This is a genomic window from Pandoraea sp. XJJ-1 (genome assembly GCF_026802345.1).
Classification (GTDB): Bacteria; Pseudomonadota; Gammaproteobacteria; order Burkholderiales; family Burkholderiaceae; genus Pandoraea; species Pandoraea cepalis.
The window spans coordinates 5054875-5081188 of sequence record NZ_CP113827.1 but is presented as its reverse complement, the minus strand read 5'-3'; the positions used below and the strand labels follow the sequence as shown (position 1 = coordinate 5081188).

The 26314-nt window shown below is 64.3% G+C and carries 23 protein-coding genes; 10 read left to right on the top strand and 13 right to left on the bottom strand.

Going from position 1 to position 26314, the window contains the following annotated elements:
• Positions 1–35: 35 nt before the first annotated feature.
• The 4 genes from OYT13_RS23530 (at position 36) to OYT13_RS23515 (ending at position 4432) form a co-directional block, all read left to right on the top strand.
• Positions 36–1421 carry a protoporphyrinogen/coproporphyrinogen oxidase gene (locus tag OYT13_RS23530; RefSeq protein WP_268567008.1) on the top strand — a complete coding sequence of 462 codons (1386 nt, stop codon included), beginning with the start codon at positions 36–38 and terminating at the stop codon, positions 1419–1421.
• A gap of 82 nt (positions 1422–1503) precedes the next feature.
• A complete protein-coding gene (locus tag OYT13_RS23525) occupies positions 1504–2073 on the top strand; it encodes an AfsA-related hotdog domain-containing protein (RefSeq protein ID WP_261939614.1) in 570 nt (189 codons plus the stop codon).
• A 42-nt stretch (positions 2074–2115) separates the two neighbouring features.
• The gene (locus tag OYT13_RS23520; protein WP_039829722.1) at positions 2116–2922 is read left to right on the top strand and encodes a fatty acid desaturase family protein; all 807 of its coding nucleotides are present in this window, start codon (positions 2116–2118) and stop codon (positions 2920–2922) included.
• Positions 2923–2935: 13 nt separating this feature from the next.
• The gene (locus OYT13_RS23515) at positions 2936–4432 is read left to right on the top strand and encodes an NAD(P)/FAD-dependent oxidoreductase (protein WP_268567007.1); all 1497 of its coding nucleotides are present in this window, start codon (positions 2936–2938) and stop codon (positions 4430–4432) included.
• A gap of 69 nt (positions 4433–4501) precedes the next feature.
• Here OYT13_RS23515 and OYT13_RS23510 read toward each other — a convergent pair whose 3' ends face one another.
• Positions 4502–5206: a class I SAM-dependent methyltransferase gene (locus tag OYT13_RS23510; RefSeq protein ID WP_268567925.1), complete on the bottom strand. Its 705-nt coding sequence runs from the start codon at positions 5204–5206 to the stop codon at positions 4502–4504.
• Positions 5207–5473: 267 nt separating this feature from the next.
• Here OYT13_RS23510 and OYT13_RS23505 point away from each other — a divergent pair, with 267 nt between their 5' ends.
• Positions 5474–6310 carry a helix-turn-helix transcriptional regulator gene (locus OYT13_RS23505; RefSeq protein WP_261939616.1) on the top strand — a complete coding sequence of 279 codons (837 nt, stop codon included), beginning with the start codon at positions 5474–5476 and terminating at the stop codon, positions 6308–6310.
• A gap of 9 nt (positions 6311–6319) precedes the next feature.
• Here OYT13_RS23505 and crcB read toward each other — a convergent pair whose 3' ends face one another.
• A complete protein-coding gene (gene crcB / locus OYT13_RS23500; RefSeq protein ID WP_017234977.1) occupies positions 6320–6718 on the bottom strand; it encodes a fluoride efflux transporter CrcB in 399 nt (132 codons plus the stop codon).
• 103 nt (positions 6719–6821) lie between these two features.
• Positions 6822–7511 (bottom strand): orotate phosphoribosyltransferase, encoded by a 690-nt coding sequence (locus OYT13_RS23495; protein WP_017234978.1) that lies wholly within the window; start codon positions 7509–7511, stop codon positions 6822–6824.
• Positions 7512–7867: 356 nt separating this feature from the next.
• Here OYT13_RS23495 and OYT13_RS23490 point away from each other — a divergent pair, with 356 nt between their 5' ends.
• Both OYT13_RS23490 and OYT13_RS23485 read left to right on the top strand, forming a co-directional pair.
• Positions 7868–9106 carry an MFS transporter gene (locus OYT13_RS23490; protein ID WP_261939617.1) on the top strand — a complete coding sequence of 413 codons (1239 nt, stop codon included), beginning with the start codon at positions 7868–7870 and terminating at the stop codon, positions 9104–9106.
• Positions 9107–9420: 314 nt separating this feature from the next.
• The gene (locus OYT13_RS23485) at positions 9421–11700 is read left to right on the top strand and encodes an NADP-dependent malic enzyme (protein WP_017234981.1); all 2280 of its coding nucleotides are present in this window, start codon (positions 9421–9423) and stop codon (positions 11698–11700) included.
• A 145-nt stretch (positions 11701–11845) separates the two neighbouring features.
• Here the strand turns inward: OYT13_RS23485 and OYT13_RS23480 are convergent, their stop codons facing one another.
• On the bottom strand, positions 11846–15412 hold the full coding sequence (locus tag OYT13_RS23480) for an indolepyruvate ferredoxin oxidoreductase family protein (protein WP_268567006.1): 3567 nt from the start codon (positions 15410–15412) through the stop codon (positions 11846–11848).
• Between the two features lie 596 nt (positions 15413–16008).
• Here OYT13_RS23480 and OYT13_RS23475 point away from each other — a divergent pair.
• Complete coding sequence (locus OYT13_RS23475; RefSeq protein WP_017234983.1) at positions 16009–16248, top strand: hypothetical protein; 240 nt, start codon at positions 16009–16011, stop codon at positions 16246–16248.
• 201 nt (positions 16249–16449) lie between these two features.
• Positions 16450–16938, top strand: coding sequence for an Lrp/AsnC family transcriptional regulator (locus OYT13_RS23470; protein ID WP_017234984.1), 489 nt, complete (start codon positions 16450–16452; stop codon positions 16936–16938).
• Positions 16939–17024: 86 nt separating this feature from the next.
• Here the strand turns inward: OYT13_RS23470 and OYT13_RS23465 are convergent, their stop codons facing one another.
• From OYT13_RS23465 to OYT13_RS23425, 9 genes are all read right to left on the bottom strand, one after another.
• Positions 17025–17681 (bottom strand): GNAT family N-acetyltransferase, encoded by a 657-nt coding sequence (locus OYT13_RS23465; RefSeq protein WP_017234985.1) that lies wholly within the window; start codon positions 17679–17681, stop codon positions 17025–17027.
• A gap of 242 nt (positions 17682–17923) precedes the next feature.
• The gene (locus tag OYT13_RS23460; protein WP_017234986.1) at positions 17924–18580 is read right to left on the bottom strand and encodes a TetR/AcrR family transcriptional regulator; all 657 of its coding nucleotides are present in this window, start codon (positions 18578–18580) and stop codon (positions 17924–17926) included.
• 9 nt (positions 18581–18589) lie between these two features.
• On the bottom strand, positions 18590–19378 hold the full coding sequence (locus tag OYT13_RS23455; RefSeq protein ID WP_017234987.1) for a DUF1835 domain-containing protein: 789 nt from the start codon (positions 19376–19378) through the stop codon (positions 18590–18592).
• A gap of 213 nt (positions 19379–19591) precedes the next feature.
• The gene (gene paaE / locus OYT13_RS23450) at positions 19592–20680 is read right to left on the bottom strand and encodes a 1,2-phenylacetyl-CoA epoxidase subunit PaaE (protein ID WP_150564610.1); all 1089 of its coding nucleotides are present in this window, start codon (positions 20678–20680) and stop codon (positions 19592–19594) included.
• A gap of 85 nt (positions 20681–20765) precedes the next feature.
• A complete protein-coding gene (gene paaD / locus OYT13_RS23445) occupies positions 20766–21341 on the bottom strand; it encodes a 1,2-phenylacetyl-CoA epoxidase subunit PaaD (RefSeq protein WP_026132152.1) in 576 nt (191 codons plus the stop codon).
• 79 nt (positions 21342–21420) lie between these two features.
• Positions 21421–22224, bottom strand: a complete 804-nt coding sequence (gene paaC / locus OYT13_RS23440) for a 1,2-phenylacetyl-CoA epoxidase subunit PaaC (RefSeq protein ID WP_017234990.1) — start codon at positions 22222–22224, stop codon at positions 21421–21423.
• 49 nt (positions 22225–22273) lie between these two features.
• Positions 22274–22570 (bottom strand): 1,2-phenylacetyl-CoA epoxidase subunit PaaB, encoded by a 297-nt coding sequence (gene paaB / locus OYT13_RS23435; RefSeq protein WP_017234991.1) that lies wholly within the window; start codon positions 22568–22570, stop codon positions 22274–22276.
• A 52-nt stretch (positions 22571–22622) separates the two neighbouring features.
• Positions 22623–23630 carry a 1,2-phenylacetyl-CoA epoxidase subunit PaaA gene (gene paaA / locus OYT13_RS23430; RefSeq protein ID WP_017234992.1) on the bottom strand — a complete coding sequence of 336 codons (1008 nt, stop codon included), beginning with the start codon at positions 23628–23630 and terminating at the stop codon, positions 22623–22625.
• A gap of 217 nt (positions 23631–23847) precedes the next feature.
• Positions 23848–24789, bottom strand: coding sequence for a LysR family transcriptional regulator (locus OYT13_RS23425; RefSeq protein WP_268567005.1), 942 nt, complete (start codon positions 24787–24789; stop codon positions 23848–23850).
• Positions 24790–25200: 411 nt separating this feature from the next.
• On the opposite strand from OYT13_RS23425, the gene OYT13_RS23420 reads away from it, so the two are divergent.
• Positions 25201–26301 (top strand): porin, encoded by a 1101-nt coding sequence (locus OYT13_RS23420; protein WP_268567004.1) that lies wholly within the window; start codon positions 25201–25203, stop codon positions 26299–26301.
• Positions 26302–26314: the final 13 nt, after the last annotated feature.

The window sequence follows — 26314 nt, the reverse complement described above, 5'->3', positions numbered from 1 at the left end:
TAAAGCATGCCTAATGAACATGCGGGGGATCCCTGATGGCAACCACTGCGACGTGCGCCGTCGTTGGCGGCGGCATTTCCGGCATTGCGGCTGCGCATTATCTACGCGACGCCGGCCTTCATGTCGAGCTTATCGAGCAGCACCGGTCCCCCGGTGGCCGGATCACCACTGCGACGCTCGACGGCGACCGAATCGATCTCGGCGGCAAGAACATCGGCCGGCACTATCTGCGCTTTCGCAAGCTCGCGCACGCCCTCGGACCCTTCGCGTTCGAGCCGTTCGGCATCAACACATCGCGCATTCGCGACGGAAAGATCGTCACGCTCGATAGCACGCGCCGCCTTGGCAGCACGCTTGCGTATCTGCGCGGTTGTCCTGCGGCGGATGCCATGCGCCTTGCCGCGCTTTGCGCGCGCGTGTGGCTCGACGCGCGCAATCGGTTCCTGGACGGACCGTCCTTTGCCCGGCTGGCGCGAGATGCCGACGATGCGCCGCTGGCTTCGCATTTCAGCCCGGCGTTCTGTCGCGCTGTGGTGCGGGCAATGTCGGTGCGAATGAACGGTGCGGAGCCCGACGAAATTCACCTCGGCAATTTCGGCACCCACCTAGGCATGTGGCTCGACACCTATGATCAGCTCAAGGCGGGCATGGGGGCGTTTATCGGTGCGGCGACCGCACCGCTGGAGGCGCGATTCAATGCCCGCGTCGAGCGGCTCATGGTGCGTCACGGACGGGTTTCCGGTTTGCAGGTGCGGCAATTCGATGCGCGAACCGATCATCTGGAATACGACCATGTGGTGCTCGCCACGCCGGCAGGGGTGAGCGCGGATCTGCTGCGCGAACACGACGCGGCACTCGCCGCCGCACTCGACGAAATACGTTATTTTCCGGTGCTCGTGGTGGTGGCCGCTTACCGCCGGCCGATATTCTCCGCGAACGTGCGCGGTCTGTCGTTCGGCCCGGACAACGCGCTGAGCAACGCCGGCGCCTACGGCATCGACAGACTCGACCGCGTGCGCTACACGTTCAGTGGCCGCAAGGCGCGCGCCGTCATCGCAAGTGCGCGAAGCGCGGGCAGCCTTGCCGGGCCGGAAGCCGAAGCATTGCTGGATCTCGCCGAGACGACCTTGCGCCAGTACGTTCCCGTGGAACGGGCCGACCGGCGCGACGTTGTCGCGCATCTTTTCGATCCGGGGTTGTGTGCGTACGCGCCGCATCACTATCGGCTGCGCGCATGGCTCGACGATCGGCGCCATGGCATCGACGGTCTTGCGTTCGCCGGCGATTATCTGCGCGGTGCGTCGATTGAGGCCTGCATGCTCTCTGCTCAGGAGGCCGCGGTTCGCATCGCCCAGTCGCACCTCGCGCACGATCTACGCGCATCGCGTGCCATCGATTACGGCTTCCACGCATCGTCGTAAGTCCAGCATCGATCCCTCAGGCCAGCTCGCCGTCAACCCGGTAGGCCAGGTTCCGTCCCCCCATTGTCTGAACGGAGTCGCCATGAACCTTCAAACGCCCGTGACCGGCCGCCCTGCCGGTACCTCCGATGTCACCACCGCTGACGCCTTTGCCATGCCGGGCAAGCTCGACCGGACGATGGTTCACAAGACCAATCCGGTCAATGTCTTCGTCGCGTCGATCGAGCGGGCGCAAGCCACAACCGAGGGGCACGATACCTTTTCCGCTGTGCTTGCGATCGATCCGCACCACGCGTTCTTCTTCGAACATCCACTCGACCACGTTCCCGGCCTGATGATGATCGAAGCCACTCGCCAGACCGGCACTGCGATCTCGCACCGCTTCTACGAGGTGCCGCACGACCTCATCTTTGTGCTCAATTCGCTGGAAGTCACCTTCGAGCATTTCGCCGAGCTGCACGCGCCACTGTCGGTGCGATTCGTGATCGTCGCCAAATCCTATCGTCATGACCGCTTGTCCGCGCTGGCTTGCGAAACGCAGTGGCTGCAGTTCGGCCGCCCACTGGGCACGATGAACGCGCGCTGGAGCTTCGCTTCGCCGGCGCTGCTTGCCCGCTTGCGTCACTCGGCCAAGGCGGACGACATCCATTGAATCACATCGATGGCGATGAGCCGTGCGTTGCAGGGAGGCATCATGAGACATCTCGCCCGACTTCTGGGTCTGCGTTACACCGAAGATCTTGCACCGCTGGCGCTGGTGGCCGGTGCTGCATTGTTGCAGTGGGCCGCCTATTTTCTCGTGCACGATCCGTGGGTGGCGATCACGTGCGCGACGATGCTCCTGTTGCCCCAGATCGCCGTTTCGACCGCCGTGCACAACCAGTCGCACATGGGCATGTTCGCGGGCGCCTGGGCCAATCGCGTGCTGGAATGGGTGATGACCCTGGAGACCGGCATGTACGCGGCAAAGTTTCGCCTGCATCACAGCCGGGGACATCACCTGCACTACACCGAACCGGAGCGGGATCCGTCGCGCTGGATCGATGCCGGCGGTTGCCGGATGTCGCGGCTCGCTTACGTAGCTCATTATTTCCTGACATACGATTATCACGTGCTGCGCATCGGCCGGACCTGCACGCGATTGCGTCGACGCTGCCTCTGGCAGGTCGCGGCCAGCAACCTCGTATTGGTCGCTTTGCTGTTTCATGACCCGCGCAATGCGCTGCTGTTTTTCGTCATGCCAAGGATCCTGGTCTGGCTCAACTTCATTCACATGACGTACGACGATCATATCGATCTCTACGCCAGCGATCCGTTCAAGGCATCGCACACGAAGGCCAACCGGTGGCTCAATCTTGTGTTTTTCAACAACGGCTATCACCTCGCGCATCACGTGCGGCCGGGCTTGCACTGGAGCCGGCTACCGGAATTCCATCGGCAGATCGCCCACCGGATCGACGTGGCGCCATCGTCGACGCCATTGAATCGCTGGTTCCGATAATCCGGGGGAGATCATGACGGTTTCATCGACACGGGCGCGCTGCACGCCCACCGAAGCCCCATCGACCGCCTGGCGTGCCATCGTCGTCGGCGCGGGCATGGCGGGCTTGCTCGCCGCGCATGCACTGGCGGGGCACTTCGATGAAGTGTGGCTCGTCGAGCGCGACGCGCTGCCCGATTCTCCAGCCCCGAGGGCGGGCGTGCCGCAGGGGCACTACGTGCATCAACTGCTGATGCGGGGGCGCCGAACGCTCGATGCGCTGTTTCCCGATTTGGGCCAGGCCTTGCTCGACGCGGGCGCGGTGCCGCTCGACTGGTATCGGTCCGTGCGCTGGTTCGGTGCCGCGGGTTGGATGCCGCCCGCGGGCGAGGGCTTCGTCACATGGTCGACGAGCCGTGGCCTGCTCGAGTTCGCGGTGCGTCAGCGCGTGCTCGCCAAGCGGAACGTTCGTGTTCTGACCGGCTGCGACGTCACGGGGTTGCGCTTCGATGCGGCGCTCGCACGCGTTTGCGGCGTGACGATTCGGCGTCGCGCGGGCGGATCGCGCGGACAAGCCGAAGATGCCGAAGATGTCACGACCTTGCCGGCCGCCTTCGTTGTCGACGCGAGCGGGCGCAACTCGCATGCGCCGTCGTGGCTGCGAGCGATGGGGCTGGACGCCGTACCCGAGACGGTCGTCGACGCCCGTGTCGGGTACGCGAGCCGACTCTATGCGGTGCCGAAGCCGTCGGTCTGGCGCGACTGGCAAGCGCTGGTGGTGCACGGCCGGCCACCCGAATGCCTGCGCAGCGGCACGATCTTCCCCATCGAGGACAACCGGTGGATCGTCACGTTGACGGGGGCGGGCGGCGATTATCCGCCGGGTGATGCCGACGGCTTCCTGGCTTTCGCGAAAAGCCTGCGGGTGCCGACCCTCCACGATGCGATTGCCCACGCCGAGCCGGTCTCGTCGATCCGTCAGTTTCGCCGGACGGAAAATCGGTTACGCCACTTCGACGAAATGCGGCGCTGGCCCGCGGGCTTCGCGGTGCTTGGCGACGCCGCATGCAGCTTCAATCCGGTGTACGGGCAGGGCATGACGATTGCGGCATTGAGCGCGGTGGCGCTCGACGCCCATCTGCATCTCATTCGTCGCGCCAACGATGCCCCGGGCGGATTGGCCTTGCAGCGTGCTCTCGCCCACGTGGCGCAGCGCGCGTGGATTTTCGCGACTGGCGTCGATTTACGTCAGACGGGGGAGCGGGGCGCCACGCATTGGCGGGCGCGGCTCATGCAACATTACGTGGAGTCGCTGCTCGGCCTCGCCGTCGACGATGCCGCCATCTACCGGCGCTTTCTGCGCGTGATGCACATGGTCGAGCCGCCGTCCGCGTTGTTCGCCCCCTCGGTGACGGCGCGGGTTGCCTGGCGGATTGCCTCGCAGCGCGCGGCGCTCGCATTTGCGCCGCGACGTTCCGCATCGCGTTACCCACGGGATTTGGCGGGTGTGAGGAAAAACGGACAAAAGTGACCGCTCATAAAAGGAAAGCGGGCGCGTCGCTACGACGGATCGCGCTCGCCTGCCTCTACCTCCCGACGCTCAACCGGTAATCAGTTCGAGCGTCAGCGTGTCGAGTGTGAACGAGCCGTCGTCCTGAATCCTGAAATGACGACGCACGTCGTCGGCCATGGCCGTTTGCAGCGCGCGAATGGCCACCTGCATCGGCACTGGCGTACGCATGCGCGCGGTCCACGTCTTGAAGTCGAGATCGAGCGTGCGCGGCGTGAGCGACGCCACCGATAATCCCGCCCCAGCGGCCATCGTCAGCCATTCGCTCGCGGCGTAGTTGCGCACGTGCGACGTATCGCGCAACACTTCGACCGCTTGCAGATACGTGTCGAACAGCGGCCGCCCCGTCGAGGCGACGTCGCAGATCACGACGCGTCCGCTGGGCTTGAGCACGCGACGCATCTCGCGCAGCGCGGCACCCACGTCGGCCCAGTGATGCGCACTGTATCGGCTGAAGACGAGATCGAAGCTGGCATCGGCGAACGGCAGCGATTCGGCTGCGCCCAGTTGCGTGTCGATGTTCGTCAGGCCGCGCTTGGCCGCTTCGCCTGCGACCACGCCGAGCATGTCGGCGGACAGATCGTACGCCACCACGCGCGCGACGTGCGGCGCCGCGAAGAAGCTCACGTGTCCCGCGCCGCACCCCAGGTCGAGCACCTGCGCACCCGGATGCGCGCGAGCGATCGCGGCGAGTTGCTCCAGATCGGCGCCCTGCGCGTGATTGGCACTCGTCAGATAGGCCGATGCCTGCGGGCCGAACTGGCCGGTGACGACGGCGTTATGGCCATGATGCGCGTGGTGGGTGTCCTGCGCCCCTGCGGGGGCGGTGGACGAACCCGGGCGGGAAGGGTATGACGGGGTTTCGCTCACGGTGAGTCTCCTACGTGGGTGGGGCAGGGCGCGATGCAAGGGGAGTCGGCCCGCCTGGGCGCTTGCGCGATGTTGGTAAGTCTCACGATAATGGCTCGTTGATACCGGTACAAGTTACCTATTTATCCTGGTATGAAAACTACCCCTATCCCTAAGCCCGAATTGGCGTCTGACGCGCCAGCCCCTCACGGTGACGATGCGCGCCAGCGTCGCGCGCTCGGCGACTTCTTGCGCGCGCATCGCGAGCGGCTGACCCCGGCGGCCGCCGGACTGCCGCCTTTGGGGCGGCGTCGCACGCCGGGATTGCGGCGCGAGGAAGTGGCGCAGTTGTGCGGCTTGTCGGCCACCTGGTACACCTGGATCGAGCAGGCACGCGACGTGTCGATCTCGGCGGGCGCACTGGCGGCCGTTGCCGGCGCGCTGCGGCTTTCGCGTGCCGAACGGGCCTACCTGTTCGATCTGGCGGGCAAGCGCGATCCGGAGCGCGGTGCCGTGCCGTTGCCGCACCATGCGTCGGCACAGGTGCAGGCGGCCGTCGCCGCCGTGGCGGCTCCGGCCTACGCGCTGGATCGATGCTGGGACGTCCTGGTCTGGAACGCGGCCGCCGCCGACATCTTCCATGGCTGGCTCGACGCGCCGGGCGCGAAGAATCTGCTGCGCTACATCTTTCTCGATGCGGGTGCGCCCACGTTGATTCAGGATTGGGAGCGTCGCGCGCGCCGGGTGGTCGCGGAGTTTCGTGCCGAATGCAGTGCCTACCTTGACGATACGCCCGTGCGTGCCCTCACGGACGAATTGCAGCGCGACAGCCGCAGGTTCGCCTCGCTCTGGTCGCAGCAGGATGTCGTCGAACGCGAAGGCGGGCGGCGTGGTTTTCATCACCCGGCGCGCGGCGATATCGATTTCGCACAGGTCACGTTCCGCCTGTCGGGGCACGACGACGTCAAGCTCGTGATGTTGCTGCCGTAGTGCGGTCGCTCAGAGGGCTGGGCGCAACCACTGGATGAGCAGCGTGATGCTGGCCATGCCAAGCAGGGTCATGATGAGCGAGCCCCCGACGTGAACCGCCACGGTGAGCGCTGCCCAGCCCATCTGCCCTTCGCGCAGCAGCGTGGTGACTTCGGCGGAGAAGGTGGAGAACGTTGTGAGGCCACCGAGAAAGCCGGTCACGATCAACAGTCGCCACTCGACCGGAATCGACGGAAAGTGGCTGAAGAGCGCGACGGCAACACCGATGAGATAGCCGCCGACGAGATTGGCGACGAGCGTGCCGAGCGGGAGCGTCGGCAGGATCGCATTGAGCTGTACGCTCAGTGCCCAGCGCAGTAGCGCGCCTAACGCTGCCCCGAGGCTGATGGCGAAGACCGACGCAAACATGGTTGACTCCTCTGCCGAGCGGATGCGGAGAAAAAAACGGCCGACCTTTTCAGGCCGGCCGCTCTCGCCTCTCAAGCGAATACTGCGGGCGTTGCCACGAGACTCAGTCCTTCGGGAACGACGTGGCGCCACCGTGCGCGCCCGACCACTCGGCCGGTGCGTGCAGGAACTTCTCGACTTCGTCGAGCGTCTTCGTGTCGAAGTGGTTCTGCTGCTTGGCAACGCGCAGCACGTCCCACCACGTGGCGAGCGAGTGCAGCTCGACATCGATGTCCTTGAGCACCTGGCGGCTCTCCGGGAAGATGTCGTAGTGGAAGACCACGAACACGTGATTGACCTTCGCGCCGGCGTCGCGCAGCGCCTTGCAGAAGTTGATCTTGCTGCGGCCATCGGTCGTGAGGTCTTCGACGAGCAGCACGCGCGAGCCTTCCGGCAGATCGCCTTCGATCTGCGCGTTGCGGCCGAAACCCTTCGGCTTTTTGCGAACGTACTGCATCGGCAGCATCAGCTTGTCGGCGATCCAGGCCGCGAACGGAATGCCTGCGGTTTCACCGCCGGCGACCGTGTCGAACTGCTCGCAGCCGACGTCCTGAATGATGACGGCTTCGGCGAAATCCATCAGCGTACGGCGCACGCGCGGGTACGAGATCAACTTGCGGCAGTCGGTGTACACCGGGCTGGCCCAGCCCGACGTGAAGATGTACGGCTTCTCGGCGTTGAAATGCACCGCGCCCACTTCGAGCAGGATCTTGGCGGTGATGTCGGAAATCGCCTGGCGGTCGATGCCAATCATGATGCGGTTCCTAAGCGTAGCTGCCCGCCGTGCGGCGCGCAACCAGGAGTCATGGGTGAGTCGGCGGGGACCGTAGCGCAAGGCGCTGCGGCAGGACGCCGTCTAAGGCGGCGGGTCGGCACGTCTGGCAACGACCGACCGGCGCTTAAGCGCGAATTATGCCACAAGTTTCAGCAAACGCGCGGTCAATTATGCACGGAGCGTATATTTTCCATTCGACCACTCCGCACAATGTTTGCGCACGGCGCATATCAAAACCCGCCGCCGACAGATGAATCCAAAAAAAGAGACAGTTGCCGACGCTTAATGACAGGCATACACTCACGCCCAAAATTCCGACCTGACGAAACGCGCCCATGCCTAACGATGCCTCGCCCTCGCTTGCCGCACCGGTGGTGCCGCACGATACCGCCTACGCGAACCGCGCCCTGTGGGCGTCGGCCATCGGCTACGCCATGGACGGTTTCGATCTGCTGATCCTCGGCTTCATCCTGCCGGCCATTGCGGCCGATCTCGCGCTCACCGGCGCCCAATCGGGCGCGCTTGTCACCTGGACCCTCGTGGGCGCGGTCGTTGGCGGTATCGTCTTCGGCATGCTGTCCGATCGCTACGGGCGCGTGCGCGTGTTGTCGTGGACGATTCTGCTGTTTGCGGTGTTCACCGGCCTGTGCTCGCTTGCGCAGGGCTATTGGGATCTGCTGGCTTACCGGACGATTGCCGGTATCGGACTGGGCGGCGAGTTCGGCATCGGCATGGCGCTCGCGGCGGAGGCTTGCCCGCCGGCGCGTCGTGCGCGGGCATCGTCGTTCGTGGGGCTGGGGTGGCAGGCCGGGGTGCTTGCCGCCGCGTTGCTCACGCCGTTGCTGCTGCCGCACATCGGCTGGCGTGGCATGTTCGCCGTCGGCCTGCTGCCGGCGGTCGTGTCGTTCATCATGCGTCGCGCGCTCGGCGAGCCCGAGATGTTCCTTGCACAACAGCGGCAGCCGCGCGAACACGCGCCGCTCAAGCTGCTGGTCAAAGACGGCGCGACCACGCGCGCGAGCCTCGGCGTGGCGATTCTGTGCTCGGTACAGAATTTCGGCTACTACGGCCTGATGATCTGGATGCCCTCGTATCTGTCGAAAACGTTCGGTTACTCGCTCACCAAGTCGGCGATGTGGACGGCGGTGACGGTGCTGGGCATGGCATTCGGCATCTGGCTGTTCGGCCGGCTTGCAGACCGCTTCGGCCGTCGGCCGACGTTCATCGGCTACCAGATCGGCGCGGTCGTGATGGTGTTCGTCTACGCGCAATTGCACACGCCGTTCTCGCTGCTGATCGGCGGCGCGGCGATGGGCATGTTCGTGAACGGCATGATCGGCGGCTACGGCGCGCTGATCTCGGAGCTGTACCCGACCGCGGCGCGTGCCACGGCGCAGAACGTGCTGTTCAACATCGGCCGTGCCGTCGGCGGTTTCGGGCCGCTCACCGTCGGTGCGCTGGCGGCGGCCTACTCGTTCAAGCTGGCGCTCGTCTTCCTCGCGAGCATTTATGTGCTCGATATTCTCGCTACGCTTTTCCTGATTCCGGAGCGTCGCGGCGAAGCGCTGTCCTAACCTCTGTTGCCCGCTACGCCGGCCGCGCAGGCGGCGTCGAGCTTTCGGCGCAAGGTGTACACTTTGCGTCCTGCGGTGCATCCGGCGCACCGCAAGCCCCCACGGTCCGACGCGCGCGAGCGCGGCATGCAGGATCGGGGGACGCGCGGCGGCCATCACGCTGCCGCGCGGTGAAGAACCCCGTCGACGACACAATCGCCGAATCCCTCCGGTTGGCTCTTCCCCCGCCGTGATCCGTCAAAAGACGGCTGAGTCCACGCGCTGCCCGCATGCGGCACGGACCCGGCCGTCGCCCTGTTCTTAGGTATCGAGATATGGATGAACAACTGAAACAAAGCGCCCTGGCGTACCACGAGAATCCGCGTCCGGGCAAAATCTCGGTGACGCCGACCAAGCCGCTGTCGAACCAGATCGATCTGTCGCTGGCCTACTCTCCCGGCGTGGCCTACGCCTGCGAGGCGATTGCCGAAGATCCGCTCGCTGCCAATCGCTACACGTCGCGCAGCAATCTCGTCGGTGTGATCACCAATGGCACGGCTGTGCTCGGCCTGGGCAACATCGGTCCGCTCGCCGCCAAACCGGTGATGGAAGGCAAGGGCTGTCTGTTCAAGAAGTTCGCCGGTATCGATGTGTTCGACATCGAACTCGCCGAGCATGACCCGGACAAGCTCGTTGAAGCGATCGCCATGCTCGAGCCGACGCTCGGCGGCATCAACCTCGAAGACATCAAGGCGCCCGAGTGCTTCTACATCGAGAAGAAGCTGCGCGAGCGCATGAAGATTCCCGTCTTCCACGACGATCAGCACGGCACCGCCATCATTGCCTCGGCCGCGATCCTCAACGGCCTGAAGGTCGTGGGCAAGGACATCGGCCGCGTCAAGCTGGTGTGCTCGGGCGCGGGCGCTGCCGCGATCGCCTGTCTGGACCTGCTTGTGAATCTCGGCCTGAAGAAGGAGAACATTCTCGTTCTCGATTCGAAGGGCGTGATCCACACCGGCCGCGACAAGCTCGACGAGAGCAAGGCGCGCTACGCCGCGGCGACCGATGCCCGTACGCTGGCCGACGCGAGCAACGGGGCCGACGTCTTCCTCGGCTGCTCGACCGCCGGCGTGCTGACCGGCGACATGGTCAAGACCATGGGCACGAAGCCGCTGATTCTCGCGCTCGCCAACCCCGAGCCGGAAATCCGTCCGGAAATCGCGAAGGCTGCGCGTCCGGACTGCATCATCGCGACCGGCCGTTCGGACTACCCGAACCAGGTCAACAACGTGCTGTGCTTCCCGTTCATCTTCCGCGGTGCGCTCGACGTTGGTGCGACCACCATCACGGAAGAGATGAAGCTCGCCACCGTGCGCGCCATCGCCGAGCTGGCGCAGGAAGAAGAGCAAAGCGAAGAAGTCGCGCGCGCCTATGAAGGCCAGTCGCTCGAATTCGGGCCGGAATACATCATTCCGAAGCCGTTCGATCCGCGTCTGATCATCAAGATCGCACCGGCCGTGGCGCAAGCCGCGATGGACTCGGGCGTGGCCACGCGTCCGATCGCCGACATGGACGCCTACCGCGAGCAACTCGGCACGACCGTGTATCGCACCGGCTTCATCATGCGTCCGGTGTTCGCTGCCGCCCGTGCCCGCTTCGGTAACGACGCCGCGCGCATCGTGTTCGCCGAAGGGGAAGACGAGCGCGTGCTGCGCGCTGCCCAATTCGTGCTGGCCGAGCGCATCGCCAAACCGATCATCATCGGCCGTCCGGCCGTGGTGGAAATGCGCCTGCAGAAGATCGGCTCGAAGCTCAAACCGGGCGTTGACTTCGAGATCGTGAATCCGGAAGACGACGCGCGTTATCAGCGTTGCTGGCAGGCGTATCACGACCTGGGTGCGCGTCACGGTGTGACGCCGGAAGTCGCCAAGGCCGCCATGCGCAAGGACAACACGCTGATTGGCGCGATCCTCGTGCATCTGGGCGAAGCCGACGGCATGATCTGCGGCATGATCGATACGTACCACCGCCATCTGGATGTGGTCGATCAGGTGCTGGGCCGTGCCGCCGGTGTCGAGAACTACGCGGCGATGAACCTGTTGATGCTCGAGAAGCGCAACCTGTTCATCAGCGACACCTACGTCAACGAGACGCCAACCTCGGAGCAGCTCGCCGAGATGACCGTGCTCGCCGCGAAGGAAATCGAGCGCTTCGGCATCGCCCCGAAGGTGGCGCTGCTCTCGAACTCGAACTTCGGTAGCGTGAAGTCGGCTTCGGCACAACGCATGGCCCGCGCCTGCGAACTGCTCGCCAAGCGTGCGCCGTCGCTGGAAGTCGACGGCGAAATGCACGGCGACGCCGCGTTGTCGGAGTCGGTGCGTCGTGCCGCGTATCCGGCGTCGCGTCTGTCGGGCGAAGCGAACCTGCTCGTCATGCCGAACGTGGAAGCGGCGAACATCACGTACAACCTGCTCAAGATGACGGGCGGCGAAGGCGTGACGGTGGGCCCGTTCCTGCTCGGCTGCGCCAAGCCGGTTCACATCCTGACGCCGGCCGCGACCGTGCGCCGCATCATCAACATGACGGCCGTTGCCGCGGCCAACGTCATTCGTTGAGCCTCGGGACGGAGGTGTCGCCGCAGCGCCTGCGGCGCGCACGTCCGCCGAGGGTGCGCTAGCGCATAAAAGAATCCCGCCAGACGCTTACGCGCTGGCGGGATTTTTTTGGGACTGACGGATAGCGGGTCAGGCGCTCAGGTGGTCAAGCGGCAGCGCGATGCGAACCGCCGTCGCGGAACTGCGTGAGCAACTTCGTCCACTTGATGCGGGTGGCGGCGAGGTTCTGCTCCTTGACGTGCCCGAAGCCGCGAATCTCCTGCGGCAGTTCCGCCAATTGCACGGCCAGCGACAGATTGTGCTCGCCGAGGCGCGACAACAACTCGTTGACCAGCGTTTCATACTCGCCGATCAGCGCCCGCTCCGTGCGACGCTCTTGCGTCCGGCCGAAGAGATCGAACGCTCCGCCACGCAGCCCTTTGAACCTGGCGAGCACGCCGAACGCCTTCATCATCCACGCGCCATAGGTCTGCTTGATGAGATGACCCTTGTCGTCGTGCTTGGCCAGCGACGGCGGCGCCAGATGGAAGCGCAACGTGAAGTCGCCTTCGAACTGCTCGTTGAGCTTCTTCATGAAGGCCGGGTCGGTGTACAGGCGGGCCACTTCGTACTCGTCCTTGTAGGCCATGAGCTTGTAGAGCCCCCGCGCGACCGCTTCGGTGAGCGGCATCGGCATGCCCTCCGGCGTGAGTCCGGCTTCGGCAGCGCGCACGCGATCCACCGTTTGCTTGAAGCGCTCTGCGTAGGCACGATCCTGATACGCCACGAGTTGGTCGTAGCGACGCTCGATCAACCGGTCGAGCGCATGCGGCGTGTGCAGGGTGATCAGCTTGCCACCGGCGGCCGCCGGCGCCGGTGCCTCGTTCTGCTGCGCAAGCTTGCGTACGCTCGCCAGATCGTGCGCGGCACGACGTCCCCATTCGAACGCCTGTTTGTTCTTCTCGACGGCCACCCCGTTGAGCTCGATGGCGCGCGTGAGCGCAGCGTACGAGAGCGGTACCCAGCCCTTCTGCCATGCGTAGCCCAACACGAATGGGTTCGTGTAGATGGTGTCGCCGAGCAGTCGCAGCGAGAGGTGATTGGCGTCGACGAAGTCAACGTTTTCACCGGCGGCCGCGCGGATGTCGTGCTCCGTGCTCGTGCCGGGGAAGCGCCAGTTCGGATTGCGGATGAAGTCGGCCGTCGGCGTATGGGCGCTGTTGACCACGATGTTTGTCACGCCGTGCTGCACGCGTGAGAGCGTGTCGTCGCTCGCCGTCGTGATGGCGTCGCAGCCGATGACGACGCGGGCGTCGCCCATGGCGATGCGCGTGGCATGAATGTCTTCCGGCTGCAGGGCGATCTGCACGTGGCTCGTCACCGCGCCGCCCTTCTGGGCGAGGCCGGTCACGTCGAGCGTGGTGACGCCCTTGTTCTCGAGGTGCGCGGCCATGCCGAGCAACGCGCCAATGGTCACCACGCCCGTGCCGCCCACCCCCGTCACGAGAATGCCGTACGGACGCGCGATGGCGGGCAGCGCCGGTTCCGGCAGCGGCGGCAGCTCGCTGCTGTCGACCTGCGCCGTCTTGGGCTTGCGCAACTGACCGCCTTCGACCGTCACGAAGCTCGGGCAGAAGCCGTTCAGGCACGAGTAGTCCTTGTTGCACGTCGACTGATTGATCTGACGTTTCGTGCCGAATTCCGTCTCCAGCGGCTCGACCGAGAGGCAGTTCGACTTCACCGAGCAGTCGCCGCAACCTTCGCAGACCGCTTCGTTGATCACCACGCGCTTTGCCGGATCGGGGAATGCACCGCGTTTGCGACGGCGGCGCTTCTCGGTGGCGCACGTCTGGTCGTAGATCAGGATCGACGTGCCCTTGACCAGTCGCAGTTCGCGCTGCACGCGGTCGAGGTCGTTGCGGTGGTAAACCGGCACATCGCCGACGAGCTTCACGCCGTCGTACTTCTCGGGCTCGTCCGTCACGATGACGATCTTCGTCGCGCCTTCGGCATCCACCTGCGCCACGATCTGCGGCACCGTCAGCGTGCCGTCGACCGGCTGGCCACCGGTCATGGCGACCGCGTCGTTGTACAGGATCTTGTAGGTGATGTTGACCTTCGACGAGATCGCCGCGCGAATCGCGAGCAGGCCCGAGTGGAAGTACGTACCGTCGCCCAGGTTGGCGAAGATGTGCTCGTCGCACGAGAACGGTGCCTGACCGATCCAGGGCACGCCTTCACCGCCCATCTGCGAGAACGTGTCGGTGCGCCGATCCATCCACACGGTCATGTAGTGACAGCCGATGCCGGCGATGGCGCGCGAGCCTTCGGGCACGTTGGTCGACGTGTTGTGCGGACAACCCGAGCAGAACCACGGCTTGCGCTCGACGGCCACGCGCGGCTTGGCGAGAGCTTGCTCCTTCGCGTCGATCACGCGCAGGCGGGTCGCGATGCGCTCGCGCACGTCGCTCGGCAACTCGAACTTTTCCAGACGCGTGGCAATCGCCTTGGCGATCAGCGCGGGGGAGAGTTCGTAGTGGGCGGGCAGCAGCCAATTGGCCATCGGCACCGACCATTCGCCGCCGGCGCCATCCTTTTCGTCGAACTTGCCATACACGCGCGGGCGCACGTCGTCGCGCCAGTTGTACAGCTCTTCCTTGATCGCGTATTCGAGGATCTGGCGCTTTTCCTCGACCACGAGAATTTCCTGGAGCCCTTGTGCGAACGCGCGCGCACCCTGCGCTTCAAGCGGCCACACACAGCCCACCTTGTACAGACGAATGCCGATGCGCTGACACGTGGCTTCGTCCAGCCCCAGATCGGCGAGCGCCTGACAGACGTCGAGATACGCCTTGCCGCCGGTCATGATGCCGAAGCGCGCATGGGGCGAATCGATCATTACGCGGTCGAGCTTGTTGGCGCGCACGTACGCAAGGCCCGCGTACCACTTGTAGTCGAGCAAACGCGCTTCCTGCACCAGCGGCGGGTCGGGCCAGCGAATGTTCAGGCCGTCGGGCGGCATGATGAAGTCGTCCGGCAGGTGAATGTCGACGTTGTGCGGATCGATCATCACCGAGGCCGACGACTCGACCACATCCGTCACGCATTTCATCGCGACCCACAGGCCCGAGTAACGGCTCATGGCCCAGCCATGCAGGCCGTAATCGAGATACTCCTGCACGTTCGACGGATACAGCACGGGAATGCCGGCGGCCTTGAAAACGTGCTCGGACTGGTGCGCGAGGGTGGAGGACTTGGCCGCGTGGTCGTCGCCCGCGAGCACCAGCACGCCGCCGTGCTTCGACGAGCCGGCCGAGTTGCCGTGCTTGAGCACGTCCATCGAGCGGTCGACGCCGGGGCCCTTGCCATACCACATGGAGAACACGCCGTCGTACTTGGCGGGGTACAGGTTGACCTGCTGCGACCCCCACACGGCGGTCGCCGCGAGATCTTCATTCAAGCCGGGCTGAAAAACGACATGGTGGCTGGCGAGGTGCTGCTTCGCTTTCCATAGCGACAGATCCAGCCCGCCCAGCGGCGAGCCGCGATAGCCCGATATGAAGCCTGCGGTGTTGAGTCCGGCCGCGGCATCGCGCGCCTGCTGCAACATCGGAAGCCGGACCAGGGCCTGAATGCCGCTCATGTAGGCGCGACCGCGCTCGAGCGTGTATTTGTCGTCGAGCGTGACCGATTCCAGTGCGGCCAGCAAGCTCGGATTGACGGGGGCGTTCATGGGGTGTGCTCCTCACTCTCACTGATTTTGGGATCGCCAAAACTTCCTGCCCCTCCCGCTCTCGTGAAGCAGGACGGCAGCGGTGAATGCCGGCCTCTGATGGTTGCGTGCCCGGGGACTCACTTGCGTGATGCCACCAGGCGAGCGGGGGCCTTTTTTGTATTGCGCTCACCGGTCGAACTCATGGTAGCACCGGTGTCATGGCATTGCCTGACGGGGACGGTGGCGTCTCATCGGTGACCGATCCAGCGAAGTATAGCGATCATTGTGACGTTTACGTAAACGTCAGATAGCTCTCGTATACCCTCGTCGATGGGTTGGGTGTGCTGTGCCTCGTCGTGTCCACCGATGCGGCATCGCGACGACGGGCGGCTTTCGGATTTCGCTTCGAAATGGCGCGATTGTGTCGCGATGATGTCGGCAACCGTACGCTTGTCAGCATCTTCTGACGCTCGGGTAACAACGTGTAACGGTTGGCGGCGGGAGGGAACGGCGCGGGCAGAATGGTTACTAACGCTTTACCCGACACGTTGGGTACGTACTTTGCGCACAGTCAGTGCGCGTTGCAATGCCGCAATACGTAAGAAGGAGTCACTGTGAATCAACGAAACATCGCCAAATTCCTGTTGGTTTCCGCTTCGTTTCTGACCCTGGAAGTGAGCGTCGCTCGCGCCGACGAAATGGCGCGCGACACGACGGCCGAACCCATTCCGATCGTTTCCCCGGTTTCCCCGGTGGCCCCGATCACGCAGCCGCGCTCCACGCAATCGCCGCAGCGTTACGAAGGCCCGCTCGACCAGCGCACGATCGATCCGCGAGAATTCCAGCGTCGCTGAGGCGACCCGATGTCCCAAAGGCGTCGCCCACCCGCGATGCGCCCCGATACCCCAAGGCGCCACCTCACCCGGTGGCGCTTTTTTTGTCCCGAGCGCCTTTGCTGTAATCTCCCGTAATCATCGAATCGGGGGAGATGGATTCCTTGAGATTGAAATAATACGCAATAATATTGCGAACTATTAGCAATAACGGGAAATAATGTGCCAAAACTCGAACTGGACAAAATCGATCGCCGCATTCTCGCCTTGCTTCAAAGCAATGGCCGGCTGTCCAATCTCGAAATCGCAGAGCAGGTGAGACTCTCGCCGAGCCCATGCCTGCGACGCATTCGTCGCCTGGAGGAAGCGGGCGTCATTCGCGGCTATGTCGCCTTGCTGGAGCCCACGCGCATCGGCCTCGGCCTGCTGGCCTACGTCAATGTACGGCTAGACAAGCGCCATCCTGGCGATGGGCAGGGTGGCTCGGTCATCGAACACTTCCGCGCCGTGGTCGATACCTGGACGGAGGTCGTCGGCTGCTATGCGATGGCTGGCGACATGGACTACCTGCTGCGCGTGCACGTGCGCGACATGGCGCACTTCTCGCGCTTCATGCAGGCGCAGTTGCTCGTGCATCCGAGCGTGGTCGACGTCAAAACGAGCTTCGTCCTCGATCAGCTCAAGGAGACGACAGCGCTGCCGCTTCCGTAAATCGGCGGTGGTCGCTATTCTGACGCGAACAAAAAACCCGGCCAACTGACCGGGTTTCGTTTTTTCGGGGGGCGTGGGTGCGCGGCTCAGGCGGCGCGCTGGTTCGGCAGGAGTGCGCCGAACAGGCGGCGGGCGGTGCGAAGCTGACGCTTGACCGCATAATCGAAGGCGGCGACCTGCTCCTGCATCATTTCCGAGAGCATCGACTGCGTGTCGGCGGGGGGCAGGCTCAAATAGCCGTCGGCCTCGCCGTAAGCGTAGTTGATTTCCATGCCGGCCTTCTTCGCGATGCGCATCATGCGGGCATTGCGCGACAGGCAGTGCATGTAAAGCGTGTCGACGCGCTGGTTGCGGCAGTGGATCGTGGCACGTTCGAACAGACGCGAGCCAATCCCGCGGCCACGGGCCGATTCGAGCACCGAGACCCCGAATTCGGCGACACGCCCGTTCTGGCCTTCCGGCAGATGCGCAACATGAGCGACCGCCACGAGAGCCAGATTGTCGTCGTACACGCCAAAAACGCTGTCGCGCGAGAAGTCGAGGCTGGCGACGTAACGAGTGATCACGTCATCGGTGACGATCTGGCCGAAACGCAGCAGACGGTCTTCTTCGCCGAGGGCCAGGAAGTGGCGCTGGAGTCGATGGATGTCGCCGGAGGTCAGCTCACGAATCAGCACGCTCGACCGCTCGTTGGCGGCAACCGTCGCGCGTGCGACGTCGGGCGTGGGGTTCGGGGCAGTCATGGCGCAATCCTTGGGTATTCTTTAGTGCGTGCACTGGATTGTGCGACGCAAAAGAATTATACCTGATTGGCTAGGTGAAAACCCTAGTTTGTGGCGGGAGTGTCTGGAGGGAAGTGTCTAAGTTGCTGAAGAGCCGCGCCGTTTCTCGATGTCACCCCCAATGACGTTCGACGATAAGTTGCTGCGAGGCAACAAAAAAGGGCGATGCATCGCCCTTTTTTTTGAAAGTGAGTGACAACTGGCTAAGCGCGCGATGGCGCCGCTGCTGCGGGGATGGCGGCTTCGATCCCGCCCGGCAGCGGGGTGACGAGGCCGTGCTCGAGCACGGCGATCACCTCGTTGGCGAAATCGCGATATCGCATGCGACCGCCGGGCTTGAGCCATGTGAAGGTCCAGTTGATCATGCCGAACAGCATCATCGTGAGTGCCGTCTGGTTGTGCTTGGTCACCCGGTCAGGGAACGCTCGCGAGAGTTGACGGGCAAACGCCGCGACCACGTCACGCTGACGATTGAGCACGATCTCCCGTTGCTCGTCGTTGAGAAACTTCACGTCGTTGAGCAGTGCAATATGACGCGTCTGCGACGTCTCGTACTCATCGAGAAAGGCGCGGATCAGTTCATGGAACGTATCGCGCTCGGACAGCCCGCGGCGTTGGCCGAGCGCCTCGACCTCGGTGACGATCAGCATCAAGCGCTTGGTGTAGCGCTCGAGCAGATCGAACAGGATGGCGTCCTTGCTCGCGTAATAGTGATACAGCCGGGCCTTCGACGTGCCGCACGCGGCGGCCAGTTCGGACATCGAGGCGCTCGGATAACTCGCGTGTGCGAATGCTTCGGCGGCGACATCGAGAATCTGTTCGCGCTGCGATTCGTGATCGGGCGCTTTGGTACGTGCCATAAACGGGGGTTACTCCAGTCGTAGATCGCACGCGGCGGGCGCCGTGGTGTCGCCGCGCAACGCGAGCCGGCCTGCCGCGCCGAGTTCGCGGCAGCGCCACAGCAGAAAACTGTCGGTCGCAAAAAAACCTTCGAAGCGCGGCATTGCCTCGCCCAGAAAGGCGGCCATGGGCGTCCACGCGACGGGCGCCAGGCCGAGAATCTGGTCATCGATTTCGGCGAACGTCGCGCCTTCGAACGTGTTGTTCACCCAGCGGCGGACCTGCGTGTTCGCCTGCTTGAGCGCGCGCCATTCCAACGACAGACGGCCAATGCGCAGCAGCGAAATCGGGGCGATACGTGCAAATCGCTCGGCCAGCACCTCTGGCGCGTACATGCCGACGCTCGTCCGTCGCGTGGCGTCCTGCGGGGACCCGGGCGTCGCCAGATCGCTGCCACGCAACACGATCTCGTTCAGGCGTGCGGGCGTATTGCGCAACATGAAGGCCACGCGTCGCAGCGTGAGCTGGTCCGACGCACTGTCCCCATGCCAGCAGACCACCGCACTGTCGCCCTCGACCAAGCGTTGCAGCGACGCCAGTTCCTCGCGCAATTCCCCCGCGTAGTCGCGCCCGGCAGACGGCAGCACGCGTTGCCAGAATGCCGCCCGCTGCCGCTCGTTCTCGTCGATCTCGCGCAGCGGACCAATGGCCAGATCGTCACGCAGAACAAGCACGGGATCGGCGCGAAGCGCTTGCGCCATCGCCGCGCGCAACTGCTGCGCGGCGATATCGCCACAGACGACATGGATGGTATTCATGCCCGCTAGTTTACGGTATTCCCGCAACCTCGGGTTGACGCTCCCGTAATGCCCGAAATAATCGGGACATTGGCGGGATTTCACGCCTGTTCCCGCCGTGTTGACGTAGTGTTCGCACGACTTGGCAAACAGGCGTTCGATCCGCCGGCCCCGCTGTCGCGGCTCCGGCGAGTCGAATGGTCAACGCAGATTCAACGTAGATTCAGCGCGGGTTCAGCGCTCGTCGTAGCTCACCACAACGCGTTCCGTGAGGGGCCGTGCCTGGCACGTCAACACGAAACCTTGCTCGACTTCGTAGTCTTCCAGCGTGTAGTTCTTGTCCATCGCCACTTCGCCCTCGAGCACCTTGGCGCGGCACGTGCAGCACACGCCGCCCTTGCACGCGTACGGCAGCGACAGACCGGCGGCAAGACCGGTATCCAGAATGCTCTGGCCCTCATACGGCTGACGCAGGCGGCGCTCCTTGCCGTCCATGACGACGACCAGCTCCGCCATCGGCGTATCGTCGGTGATGACGACCGGCTTCGCAGCGACCTGCGGCGTCGGTACGCCGAACCGTTCGACATGAATCTTCTCTTTGGCCACACCGGCGGCATGGAGCGCGGCTTCGGCGGCGTCCATCATCGGGCCCGGGCCACAGATGAACGCTTCGTCGATACTCGATGCCGGGATGAGCGTCTCAAGGAAAGCGGTGCACTTGTCCTGGTTGAGCAGGCCGTTGAACAGTTCCACCTCCTGCGCTTCGTCCGAGAGTACGTGATACAGACGCAAGCGGCCCAGATAGGTGTTCTTCAGGTCTTCGAGCGCTTCGGCGAACATGATGGCGGGCACCGCGCGGTTACCGTAGACCAGAGTGAACTGGCTGTGCGGCTCGGCGGCCAGCGTCGTCTTGATGAGCGCGAGCATCGGCGTGATGCCCGAACCGCCGGCGAAGCCGACATAGTGCTTTGTGTGGTCGGCCGACAGACGCGTGAAGAAACGGCCATCCGGCGTCATCACGTCGATCTGTTGCCCCGGCTTCAACTGATCGTTCGCGAAGTTCGAGAACTTGCCGCCCGGCACGCGCTTGATGCCCACGCGCAGTTCGCCCGTGGCATCGTAGTCGGGCACGCCGACGCAGATCGAGTAGGAGCGACGCGCTTCTTCGCCGTCGATCTCGGTCTTGAGCGTGAGGAACTGCCCTTGCGTGAAGCGATAGGCGTCGCGCAATGCGTCCGGCACCGTGAAGGCGATGGAGATGGCGTCGGCGGTCTCGGGCCGGATTTCGCGGATGGTCAGCGAATGGAATTGCGGGGTCGTCATCGTGGGCTTCCTTGATGCTCGGGTGCGATTGCCGCCGGGCAAAGTGTCGGCATCGCTACGCGCGAAGCCGGATCAATCGGGTCAATCAATAGGGCTTGAAATAGTCGAACGGCTCGCGGCACGTACGGCAACGGTAATGCGCTTTGCAGGCCGTCGAACCGAACGCGGATACCACTTCGGTGTCGGACGAGCCGCAATGCGGGCACGTCACGCCGTCTTTCGGGCGGCCGTAGAACGTGATCTTGCGGGGCGCGTCGGCGGCCACGGCGTGCGTGCCCGTGGGCGGCGCAATGCCATAGCCGCGCAGCTTTTCGCGCGCCTCGGGGCTGATCCAGTCGGTCGTCCAGGCGGGGGCGAGCACCGTCGTGACGTGCCACGGACCGAGGCCCGCGCGCGTCATGGCGGCGTCGATGTCCTCGGCGATCTGTTGCATCGCCGGGCAACCCGAGTACGTCGGCGTAATCACGATCTCAAACGCCGCACTACCGCTGGCGTTTGTGACGACGCGCACGTCGCGCAGGATGCCGAGTTCACGAATCGACACAACCGGAATCTCCGGATCGGGCACCGCTTCGAGCGTCTGCCATGCGAGCGGCAGCGACGCCTCCGAGGCCGGCGTGAGCACGTCGGGCGCAACGGGGGGAGTGAGCGGCAGATTCATGGTCGTATCGGCGAAGTGAGCGACGAAGGGAGTGGCGAGCGAATTCATCGTAGGCATGACGTGCGCGGCGCGCGGTGGCTTACCAGGTCGCGCCGGGATGCTGGCGAGCCAGCCCCTGCATCTCGCCGAGCAGATAGCTCATGTGCTCGGAGTGATGACCGAACTTGCCCGTGCTCTCGAACGCGCCGCCGACCGGTGCGTCGAGCGTGGCTTCTTGCAGCGCGTCGCTCACCGTGGCTTGCCAAGTGTCCTTCAGGCTGGCCATCGCGACGCCGGTGCCGGCGGCGGCCACGGCGTCCTCCAGCACGTCCGGCTTGAAGATCTCGTTCATGTACGGCATCAGATAGTCGAGCGCGGCTTGCGCGCGGCGGTGCGATTCCTCGGTGCCGTCGCCGAAGCGCACCAGCCAGTCGCGCGCGTGGTGCAGGTGGTAATGCGCTTCCTTGACCGACTTGGCGGCGATGGCGGCGAGGTCCGGATCCATCGACTGCGTGAGGGCTTGCCACACTTCGACCATCAGGGCCGAGTAGAGGAAGTTGCGCACGATGGTCACCGCGTAGTCGCGCTCGGCGGCCGTCGTGCCGGCGGTCGGACCGTAGTGGGGCAGTTCGACCAGCGTCCAGTTGCGGAACGCGAATTCGTCGCGCCAGAAGGCGTAATCGTCTTCCTGTTTCGCGATGCCGGTCAGCGCGGTGTCGATCTTGGCGGCATGCTGATACAGCATGCGTGCCTGACCGATGAGATCGAGGCTCAGGTTGGTGAGCGCAATGTCTTCTTCCAGCACGGGGCCGTGACCGCACCATTCCGCATTGCGCTGACCGAGGATCAGCGCGTTGTCGGCGAGGCGCAGCAGATAGGACAAATGTTCCTGCGTCGGTTTCATGTTCTGGGGTCTCGCATGGGGCGCGCCGATCAACGCGGCGCGCTGCCGCTTACATGTGGTTCACTTCTTCCGGCAACTGGTAGAAGGTCGGATGGCGGTAGATCTTGTCGGCGGCCGGATCGAACAGCTCGGCCTTGTCTTCGGGGGCCGACGCCGTGATGGCGGCGGACGGCACGACCCAAAGGCTCACCCCTTCCTGGCGGCGCGTGTAGACGTCGCGCGCCATATGCAACGCCATCTCGGCGTCCGCGGCGTGCAGGCTACCGCAGTGTTTGTGTTCGAGGCCCATCTTGCTGCGCACGAACACTTCCCAGAGGGGCCATTCCTTGCTGCTTGCTTGCGTCATGATCGTTCCTGATGTCTTGTAAGGGGCTGCCGGTGACTGGGCGCGTGCGGGCTCAGGCGGCTTGCTTCTCGGCACGCTGGCGTTGTTTGGCGGCGTGCGCCAGGGCGGCGTCGCGCACCCAGGCGCCTTTTTCGTGGGCGGCCACGCGCGTGCCGACACGTTCCTTGTTGCACGGGCCGTCGCCGCCGACCACGCGCCAGAATTCGCTCCAGTCGATCTCGCCGTAGTCGTGTGCCTTGCGGGCCTCGTTCCACTTCAGATCCGGATCGGGAAAGCTCACGCCGAGCACCTTGGCCTGTTCGACGGCGGCGTCGACGAATTTCTGACGCAGATCGTCGTTCGAAATGCGCTTGATGCCCCACTGCATGGTTTGCGTGCTGTGGATCGAGTCCTTGTCGCTCGGGCCGAACATCATCAGCACCGGCCACCACCAGCGGTTCACGGCTTCCTGAACCATGTCGCGTTGGGCTTGCGTGCCGCTCATCATTGAGAGCAGGGCGTCGAAACCCTGACGCTGGTGGAACGACTCTTCCTTGCACACGCGGATCATGGCCCGCGCATACGGGCCGTACGAGCAGCGGCACAGCGGTACCTGGTTCATGATGGCGGCGCCGTCGACGAGCCAGCCGATCACGCCGACATCGGCCCAGGTGAGCGTCGGGTAATTGAAGATGCTGGAGTACTTGGCCTTGCCCGAGTGCAGCGCGTCGATCATCTGGTCGCGCGACGTGCCGAGCGTTTCGGCGGCGGAATACAGATAGAGGCCGTGGCCGGCCTCGTCCTGCACCTTGGCGAGCAGGATGGCCTTGCGCTTGAGGCTGGGCGCGCGCGAGATCCAGTTGCCTTCCGGCAGCATGCCGACGACTTCCGAGTGCGCGTGTTGCGAGATCTGGCGCACGAGCGTCTTGCGGTACTCGGCGGGCATGTAGTCCTGCGGCTCGATCTTCTGATCGGCGGCGACGCGGGCGTCGAAGCGGGCTTGTTGTGCCTGCTCCGCCTCGCTCAGGGCGCGCACACCCTTGGGGCTGTTGCCGGCCAGGTCGATGGCTTGCGTATACATAGAGGAAGGTCTCCGCGGCATGTAGGGATATGGAACGCATTATAAACCGACCGGCCGGTCGGTCAATAAATGTTTTCCATGAGATGGCGGAGATTGTTTGTTGCAGAGTATGGAGCGCCAGCGAAGGTGGGATTCGCCGCGCGCCGAAGGGGGGCGGGCGCGCGTGAGCGACTGGGGGGGGGGCGTGCGGTGACGCCGGAAAGCGAGAAGCGATGTCTCAGCGTGCGGATGCCGAGGCGCACCGCTTCAACGCCTCGACAAACGCCGCGGCGAGCGGCGACAGGGGGTCGCCGCGGCGCCATGCCACGCCCATCGGCGCGGGCAGCGGTGGAGGGCGCAAAGGCAGAATCGTGACGTCGCCCTTGTCGCGCAGGGCATGGGCCAGGCGGCTCGGCAGCACGGTAATCGCGTTGCAGGTTTGCAGCATCCCGAGCGCGAGGGAGACGGAAAACGCCTCGACGATCATGCCGGGCCCCGGCACGCCGTCCGCGAGAAATTGCGATTGCAGCGCGTGGCTGATCGGGGACTCCTTGGGCGGGAGCAGCCAAGGATAGCCGGCAACGTCGCGCCAGCCAAGTGCCGGCACTTCGGCAAGCGGATGCTCGCGACGGCAGATGACGAGCAGATCCTCGTGGAACAGCGGTTCCAGTTCGACCGCGCTGCGAAAATACTCCGGCACCAGACGTCCCACGACCAGATCGAAGCTGCCATCGTGAAGCCCCGCGGCCAGCCCGAAGGAACCACTCTCGCGCACGGTGATGACGCAACGCGGATGGGACTCGGCCAGCAATGCGATCGCCTGCGGCAGGAGTTGAGGCATGGCGATGAACAGGGCGCCGACGACCAGGCTCTCGCGGTGCTCGTTCATCAGGTCTCGGAGTTCGTCCTCGGCCGAGCGGAGATTGCCAAGAATCATGCGGGCGTGGCGGGCCAGCGTCCGACCGAACGTCGTCGGCACCATGCCGGACGCGGTACGCTCGTAGAGCTTCACCCCCAGTAGGTCTTCCAGCGCAGCCAGTGTCTTGGAGAGCGCCGCGCGCGTGAGATTCAGGCGATCGGCGGCCTTCGTCAAGCTGTGCGTTTCATCGAGCACCGCCACAGCCTGGAGGTACTTGAGCTTGAGGCGCGACGGTGGCGCCTGACCGGTTCTGACATTCATTTTCGATCTCCATCAACGCGTTACCGGTAACGAGGCGACGGGCCCGTTCTGTACATAGCGCACCCATGAGTCTCGCGCTATTGGCCCGCCATCGGCGCCCCCGACTGCGTCAGCCGTGCGTCAACCAATGGTTGATGGCTGATTCCAACAATTCACCTTCCCGGCAATGACCTGAACCTACACTGGCCTGCCAGGCACCCGATGCGGTGTCGGGCGCAGGCGGTCGAGGCCATGCCTTTCCGTCTAATAATTTTAAGTTTCAATTATATAAGCATAAAAAAATAATCGCATTCACGCGTCCCGAACACAACTCGGGGAGACGGCGGATGCGAAGCGGGCTGGCCCTATCGGGCAAGGGCCTGCGCAAAACCTGTCCTTGCCACGCATCCAGTTCAAATCAAGGGAGACAACGTGAATCATCACGGCATTTGGGTACGTTCATTCATCGCCGCAGGCCTTCTGGGCGGTGCGCTCGCCAACCCTGCGCAGGCGCAGAGCCATATCGAGATCAGCGGACTGCTGGGCGCTGGCGTGGGCTATTCGAGCAACGTTGGCGGGGGCGCTGCCGTCACGGCGAACCCTGGCGTTCTGCGGCCGAACGCCCTGATCTTTCGCGGCGATGAAGACCTCGGCGGCGGCAACCGTGCCGTGTTTTACCTCGGCTCGCTGTTCAGCATTGTCAACGGCAACGTGTTCGGCGGTCCGGGCAGTCTGTTTTCCCGCGAATCGTATGTCGGACTGGCGAATCGATACGGCACGGTGACCGTCGGGAATCAACGCGACTTCATGTTCGACAGCCTGACGTTGAACCGCTACCCGGGGAGCTTCTTCGAGGGATCCTACGCCGCTCACCAGGGGCCGTTCGCGAAGTTCGGCGTGTCGTACTCCGCGCAAGGGTCGTTCGACTTCGATCGCGTGAATGGCGAGGCAATCGCCAACACCGTCAAATTCAAAAGCGCTGATTTCTCGGGCCTGACGTTTGGCGCGATGTACGGCTTCGGCGGCGTGCCCGGAAGTTTCGGCCGATCCTCCGCCACCAGTTTCGGCATCAATTACGACTACGCGAATGCTGGCATCGGTGCGGCGTACACGATGGTCAAGTCGCCACAAACGAACAACGGCAACGATGGCATCCGCAATATCGGTCTCGGGGTCCGCTATGGCTTCGGCAAGGTGTTGATCTCGGCACTTGCCACCCTGTCCCGAAACACGGCGACCGGGGCGCAGATCAACGCCTTCGACGTGAGCGTTGGATACGACTTCACCGCCGCGTGGTACGCGAGCGCGACGTATACGCACATGCGCGGCAACGCCCAGCTGAACGACAACCGCGCCAATCAACTCACGTCCCTTGTCGGCTACCGGCTGTCGAAGCGTACGACGCTGTACGTCGACGCCGCGCTGCAAATCGCTTCAGGCAACGGTGCGATGGCGCAAGTGAACGCGTCGGCCGGCCCTGCGAGCGGCGGTCACCAGTTCGTCAGTACCGTCAGCATCCAACACACCTTTTGACGCGTCGTCGCCC

Coding starts and splice junctions, on each gene's coding strand:
- OYT13_RS23485 (WP_017234981.1), top strand. CDS start 9,421: ATGGATGAACAACTGAAACAAAGCGCCCTGGCGTACCACGAGAATCCG.
- OYT13_RS23515 (WP_268567007.1), top strand. CDS start 2,936: ATGACGGTTTCATCGACACGGGCGCGCTGCACGCCCACCGAAGCCCCA.
- OYT13_RS23465 (WP_017234985.1), bottom strand. CDS start 17,681: ATGACTGCCCCGAACCCCACGCCCGACGTCGCACGCGCGACGGTTGCC.
- OYT13_RS23505 (WP_261939616.1), top strand. CDS start 5,474: ATGAAAACTACCCCTATCCCTAAGCCCGAATTGGCGTCTGACGCGCCA.
- OYT13_RS23425 (WP_268567005.1), bottom strand. CDS start 24,789: ATGAATGTCAGAACCGGTCAGGCGCCACCGTCGCGCCTCAAGCTCAAG.
- OYT13_RS23525 (WP_261939614.1), top strand. CDS start 1,504: ATGAACCTTCAAACGCCCGTGACCGGCCGCCCTGCCGGTACCTCCGAT.
- OYT13_RS23490 (WP_261939617.1), top strand. CDS start 7,868: ATGCCTAACGATGCCTCGCCCTCGCTTGCCGCACCGGTGGTGCCGCAC.
- paaE (WP_150564610.1), bottom strand. CDS start 20,680: ATGACGACCCCGCAATTCCATTCGCTGACCATCCGCGAAATCCGGCCC.
- paaC (WP_017234990.1), bottom strand. CDS start 22,224: ATGAAACCGACGCAGGAACATTTGTCCTATCTGCTGCGCCTCGCCGAC.
- crcB (WP_017234977.1), bottom strand. CDS start 6,718: ATGTTTGCGTCGGTCTTCGCCATCAGCCTCGGGGCAGCGTTAGGCGCG.
- OYT13_RS23530 (WP_268567008.1), top strand. CDS start 36: ATGGCAACCACTGCGACGTGCGCCGTCGTTGGCGGCGGCATTTCCGGC.
- paaD (WP_026132152.1), bottom strand. CDS start 21,341: ATGAATCTGCCGCTCACTCCCCCCGTTGCGCCCGACGTGCTCACGCCG.
- OYT13_RS23520 (WP_039829722.1), top strand. CDS start 2,116: ATGAGACATCTCGCCCGACTTCTGGGTCTGCGTTACACCGAAGATCTT.
- OYT13_RS23480 (WP_268567006.1), bottom strand. CDS start 15,412: ATGAACGCCCCCGTCAATCCGAGCTTGCTGGCCGCACTGGAATCGGTC.
- paaA (WP_017234992.1), bottom strand. CDS start 23,630: ATGTATACGCAAGCCATCGACCTGGCCGGCAACAGCCCCAAGGGTGTG.
- OYT13_RS23455 (WP_017234987.1), bottom strand. CDS start 19,378: ATGAATACCATCCATGTCGTCTGTGGCGATATCGCCGCGCAGCAGTTG.
- paaB (WP_017234991.1), bottom strand. CDS start 22,570: ATGACGCAAGCAAGCAGCAAGGAATGGCCCCTCTGGGAAGTGTTCGTG.
- OYT13_RS23460 (WP_017234986.1), bottom strand. CDS start 18,580: ATGGCACGTACCAAAGCGCCCGATCACGAATCGCAGCGCGAACAGATT.
- OYT13_RS23495 (WP_017234978.1), bottom strand. CDS start 7,511: ATGATTGGCATCGACCGCCAGGCGATTTCCGACATCACCGCCAAGATC.